This window comes from Streptomyces pimonensis, from assembly GCF_041380215.1.
GTDB classification, from domain to species: domain Bacteria; phylum Actinomycetota; class Actinomycetes; order Streptomycetales; family Streptomycetaceae; genus Streptomyces; species Streptomyces pimonensis.
The window spans coordinates 1-4,936 of sequence record NZ_JAHWZY010000084.1 but is presented as its reverse complement, the minus strand read 5'-3'; the positions used below and the strand labels follow the sequence as shown (position 1 = coordinate 4,936).

The following is a 4,936-nucleotide window of genomic DNA, read 5'->3' as shown; positions in this document are numbered from 1 at the left end:
GTTAAAATTGACACACCCCTCGACTTCGTTGCGGCGTCGGTAGCAGTCGCGGTCGAAGTCGGCGGGCCTGCCACCCTCTCTGCCTTTGCGCCGCCGGTTGGCCCGTTGGTCCCTAGGTTCCGGGATCGTGTGCCGGATATGGCGTCTTCACAGGTAGCCTGGTCAGTTACGTACCGAACCGTAACGGCCGGTCCACGGATGCAAGGATGAAGCCTGTCATGGATGCCGGGTGGTGTGCGCGTACGGTACGAGCCGCAGTGTTCGCGGCTGTGTGCGTGCTGCTCGCCGCTCTGGGGCACACCATGATGTCCGATTGCTCGGTGCCTCGGTGGGCGCTGATGGCCGGGGCAGTGGTGACGGGTGGCGTGGGCTGGGCGCTGGCCGGTCGTGAACGCGGGCCGGCGTTGATCGTGTCGCTCGTGGTCGTGGCCCAGACGGTACTCCACTGGGGATTCTCGCTTGCGCAGTCGGCGGTACGGCCGACCACCCCAAGCGCGGCCGACGGCGGCATGGACTCCATGGGGCACGACGTGGGCTCCATGGACATGAGCGGTATGGGCGCCCATCTCATGCACATGCACTCCATGGGGATGAGCCACGCGAGTCACTCGGGGCCGGGTTCTGAGGCAGGCCCGGGGCACTGGCTGGCAAACGGTGTGCCGTCGTTCGGCATGTCCGTGGCCCACCTGTTGGCCGCTGTGCTGTGCGGCTTGTGGCTGGGGTACGGCGAGCGTGTCGCATACCGCCTGCTTCGCGCGGTGGCGGGGTGGCTGGCCGCACCGCTGCGGCTGACGCTCAGCCTGCCCGCGCTACCCCGTCGTCCGCGCCGTCTCGTGCGGCGAAGCCGTTCGCGCTGGGTACCGCACCCTCTTCGTCTCGTTCACGCGATCACTACTCGGGGACCGCCTTCCACGGCCGCTGTCGTTTAGAACAGCAGGTTTCCCGAGGCTGCTTCCGGTGTCGTCGACACCCAGCCTCGGGTCGCGGTCGTGCCCGCGCGCGGCCGCAGTCCCCTTGTTGCTGGACCGGCGTGTCCGCGTGCCGCCGTTCCACGCATGACTCGCGAAGGACACCAGGTGCTTGCTCCTGCCCTGCCCGCATTACGCGGGCCACACAAGAAACGTAAGAAGCACGACAAGACCGAAGAAGTCGATGAACTGATCACAGGCTGGGCGCTCGCTGCCCGAAGCGGCGATGCGGAGGCTGTCGAGCGTTTCATCCGTGCCCTGCACCGCGACGTGTTGCGCTACGTCGCCCACTTGAGTGCGGACCCTCAATCGGCGGACGACCTGGCCCAGGAGACGTTCATCCGGGCGCTGGGCAGCCTGCACCGGTTCGAGGGGCGCTCCTCGGCTCGTGCCTGGCTGCTGTCGATTGCGCGTCGAGCAGTGATCGACGACTTTCGGCGTGCTGCCGCGCGGCCCCGCTTGTCCGATCGCCATGACTGGCAGCGGGCCGCTGAAGAGACCCAGCCGGTCGATGTCCCGGGGTTCGAGGAGGGCGTCGCACTTCTCGATCTGCTGGCCTCGTTGCCGGACGAGCGCCGTGAGGCGTTCATCCTCACCCAATGGCTGGGCTTGCCGTATGCGGAGGCGGCTGATGTCACCAACTGTCCTGTTGGGACAATTCGCTCCCGTGTGGCCCGGGCCCGCACGGCCCTTCTGGATCTGCTCGCCGAGCCGGAGGGGGCCTGTTCGAACAGTGGAGGTCCGCTGTCGGCCCTCCGGCCCCACTCGGCGGTAGTTGTCCCGGCCGCCGCAGCGGCCTGACGATGAGGCCCGGTGTCCGCCGTGGTGGCCGGCACCGGGCCTCGCCTCAGCGCCGACCACTCTCGTCAGCGCGGAGGGCGGTGCCTCTGTCGCACGGTGGGCACCCCCGTAACAGTCGAGGCCCCACACGTCATCCGAGAGGACAGGCTCTTGAACCACGTGGACGGCGCCTGTGACGACACGCAGCGTCATTCCGTATTGATCTTTCTCTCCGAAGGGGCCAAGAGCCTCGGGTTCTCAGGTTCTGCGGATGTCTTCACCTGCGTGAATGCGACGGCACCGGAAGGCTTCCAGCACCACATGCGGACAGCCACATGCGACGGCGCTACGGTCCGCACGTCGAGTGGTCTGGTGGTGATGCCGGACCGCGGTGTCGCGGACGCCGACGAAGCCGGCACATTGATGGTGCCGGACACGAACGGGATCCCGGAGTCCGCGCCGGAGGCGTACCGCGCGCTGCACGACGTGGCAGACCGGGCTCAGCGGATCGCGTCCGTGGGCACGGGCACCTTCCTGATCGCGGGGACAGGTCTCCTCAGCGGCCGCAGAGCGGCCACGCACTGGGAGTACTCCGACGAACTCGCCCGACGCTTCCCGGACATCACGGTGGACTGCCGGGACAAGGTGGTGAAGGACGGGCGCATCCCGACCGCGGGAGGTGGTGCTCCCGGCATCGACATGGCGCTGTCCTTGGCGGAGGAAGACCTCGGGCGTGACGTCGCCCAGCGGACCGCCCGGTTGCTCGTCACCCACCGGAGGAAACCGGGTCGGAAGATTTCAAGTCCAGTGAGACAGTGGTGACGCTATGAGGTTTGTGGTGCTGGTTCTCGGCGCTTGGTGGGGTCGTTGATCCAGGCGGTCCGGGGTATCTCGGGTGGCCGGGGGCGGCGTCCGAAGCGTTCCGGGTGGTGTGCGTATGCCTGGGCAAGGGTGGCGGCCCGCTGGTCGCGGACCTCTTCGGCGGTGCCGAAATGGACGCTGGCGGGGGTGTGCCAGGCGATGCCGGAGTGGCGGTGCTCGTGGTTGTAGTAGGCGATGAACGTCTCGAACCACTCCCGGGCATGCGCTAGTGAATCGAACCTTTCGGGGAAGTCCGCCATGTACTTCGTGGTCTTGAACTGGGCTTCGCTGTAAGGGTTGTCGTTGGAGACCTTCGGTCTCGAGTGCGACCGGGTGACGCCCAGGTCGATCAGGAGCTGGGACACCTTCTTGGGGGTCATGGACGTGCCGCGGTCGGCGTGCACGGTCTCGGGCACGATGCCGTTGCGGGCGATGGTCTCGCGGATCAGTTCCTCCGCCCGCTGGGCGGACTCGGCCCGCTCGACGGTGTGGCCGGCGATGTACCGGCTGAAGATGTCGATGATGACGTAGGCGTGGTACCAGACGCCCTTGACCGGTCCGGCGACCTTGGTGATGTCCCAGGAGAAGACCTGCGACGGTCCGGTGGCGACCAGTTCCGGCACTGTCCGGGGAGGGTGGGTGGCCTGGCGGCGGCGTTCGCCGCTCTGCCCCTGTTCCCGCAGGATCCGGTACATCGTGGAGACCGAGCAGTGGTAGCGGCCCGCGTCCAGCTCACGGGCCCAGATCTGCGCGGGCGGCAGTTCCGCGTAGGCGGCGCTGTTCATCAGATCCAGCACCGCCCGGCGCTCGACGCTGCTCAGCGCGGACGGCTGCACACCCACCGTGCGGGGCCGGGGCGCGGCCTGAGGCCGCAGCCGGCGGTAGTGGGTGGCTCGGGAGCGGCCGGTCAGCCGGCACGCGGCCACGACACCGAGCTCGGTCTCCACACCATGGAAGGCGTCGTCCACGACCGGAGCGGCGGCAGACTTCAGTCCGCGCCCCCGGAGATCATTTCCAAGAGCGCGGAAGCTTTTCCCATGACCTCCAGAGCCGCCTTGTTCTGGGCCAGCTCCTTCTCCAGCCGCTCCACCCGGCGCCGCAGCTTCTCGTTCTCCGCCTCCGCGGCCGACTTCTTCTCCCTCGCGGGGCTGGTCCGGCGGTCGACCAGGTTCTCCAGGGCGCCGGCGTCCCGGGCGGCCCGCCATTCCTTGACATGGGAGTGGTAGAGGCGCTCCCGGCGCAGGATCGCACCCTTCTCGTTTTTCGGGGCCGCGTCGTACTCGGCGACGATCCGCAGCTTGTACTCCGGGCTGAAGGAGCGACGCTTCGGCCGGGGAGCGGGATCGGACCCGGGATTCTTGCTGGTCATGAGGGGGTGGTTCTCCTGTCGGTGCCCTCTCAGGCTAACCCGGCAAAGCCGGATGTCTCACCCAAGGCTGACAGAGAGGGGGTGGGCAAGCGCAGTTCGCCGGTCCGGTGGTCCGCGAGGCGCGGAGCCCTGCGTCGCACCGGGTGCAGCAGCAGGTACGGGCCCTCGGTACTGGTGGGCTCGCGTATTCAACTGTCGCCGGTTCCCTGAGGAACCTAGCCCGTTGGTGACCAGCTGTGATCGCCAGCGGCGTACAACTCCAGGCCTCGTTCATCGCCTTCATCGACTACGGCCAGGGACCCTTCGAGTCCGCTGATAGATTCCCTCGGTGAGCGAGAAACTTCCCAGCGGCGGCATCGAGCTGTCACCCGACGAGATCGAAGCCCTCCCCGCCAGGTGGTCATCATGCTGGACCCCGAGTGATGTCGCGCAGCGGTTGGCCGGAATCAGCGCGCCCTGGTACGTGGCCGCGGGCTGGGCGCTGGACTTGTTCCGCGGCACGTAGACGCGCGCTCATGGAGACATCGAGATCGCGATTCCGGCCGCGAGCTTTCCCGAGGTCCGCCACCGCTTCCCCGGATACGTCTTCGACGCTGTAGGCAGCGGCCGGATCTGGAAGGACGCCACATCGGAGGTGCTGGCCGCCGTGCACCAGACATGACTCCGCGATCCGGCCACCGGAAGCTACCTGCTCGACGTGTTCCGCGAACCGCACGACGGCGACACCTGGATCTGCCGACGCGATGAGAGGATCCGGCTTCCCTACAGCGACATCGTCCATCACACCCAGGATGGCATCCCGTATCTGGCGCCCGAACTGGTCCTGCTGTTCAAGGCCAAGCACGCCCGCCGAAAGGATCAAACAGACTTCGAGGCGACCTTCCCGCGCATGACCTCGGCTCAGCGCGAGACCCTGGCCGAGCTACTCGCCCGCGTACACCCGGGGCACCCCTGATCG

Annotated in this window: 5 protein-coding genes and 2 pseudogenes; 4 read left to right on the top strand and 3 right to left on the bottom strand. The window is 67.7% G+C overall.

Translation table 11 applies throughout. The features are described 5' to 3' along the window. Window positions 1-147, bottom strand: a pseudogene (locus KYY02_RS33305) (IS5/IS1182 family transposase); the annotation flags it as partial. A 71-nt stretch (window positions 148-218) separates the two neighbouring features. Here KYY02_RS33305 and KYY02_RS33300 point away from each other — a divergent pair. The 3 genes from KYY02_RS33300 (at window position 219) to KYY02_RS33290 (ending at window position 2,570) form a co-directional block, all read left to right on the top strand. Then, window positions 219-929, top strand: coding sequence for a hypothetical protein (locus KYY02_RS33300; RefSeq protein WP_371244701.1), 711 nt, complete (start codon window positions 219-221; stop codon window positions 927-929). Window positions 930-1,076: 147 nt separating this feature from the next. Then, window positions 1,077-1,769 (top strand): sigma-70 family RNA polymerase sigma factor, encoded by a 693-nt coding sequence (locus tag KYY02_RS33295; RefSeq protein ID WP_371244697.1) that lies wholly within the window; start codon window positions 1,077-1,079, stop codon window positions 1,767-1,769. Window positions 1,770-1,928: 159 nt separating this feature from the next. Beyond that, window positions 1,929-2,570: a GlxA family transcriptional regulator gene (locus tag KYY02_RS33290; RefSeq protein ID WP_371244699.1), complete on the top strand. Its 642-nt coding sequence runs from the start codon at window positions 1,929-1,931 to the stop codon at window positions 2,568-2,570. Between the two features lie 2 nt (window positions 2,571-2,572). Here KYY02_RS33290 and KYY02_RS33285 read toward each other — a convergent pair whose 3' ends face one another. Together KYY02_RS33285 and KYY02_RS33280 are read right to left on the bottom strand one after the other, a co-directional pair. Continuing rightward, window positions 2,573-3,577: a DDE-type integrase/transposase/recombinase gene (locus KYY02_RS33285; protein WP_371244695.1), complete on the bottom strand. Its 1,005-nt coding sequence runs from the start codon at window positions 3,575-3,577 to the stop codon at window positions 2,573-2,575. A 20-nt stretch (window positions 3,578-3,597) separates the two neighbouring features. Continuing rightward, a complete protein-coding gene (locus KYY02_RS33280) occupies window positions 3,598-3,978 on the bottom strand; it encodes a hypothetical protein (protein WP_371244694.1) in 381 nt (126 codons plus the stop codon). Window positions 3,979-4,306: 328 nt separating this feature from the next. Here KYY02_RS33280 and KYY02_RS33275 point away from each other — a divergent pair. Then, a pseudogene (locus tag KYY02_RS33275) lies at window positions 4,307-4,933 on the top strand (nucleotidyltransferase domain-containing protein). Window positions 4,934-4,936: the final 3 nt, after the last annotated feature.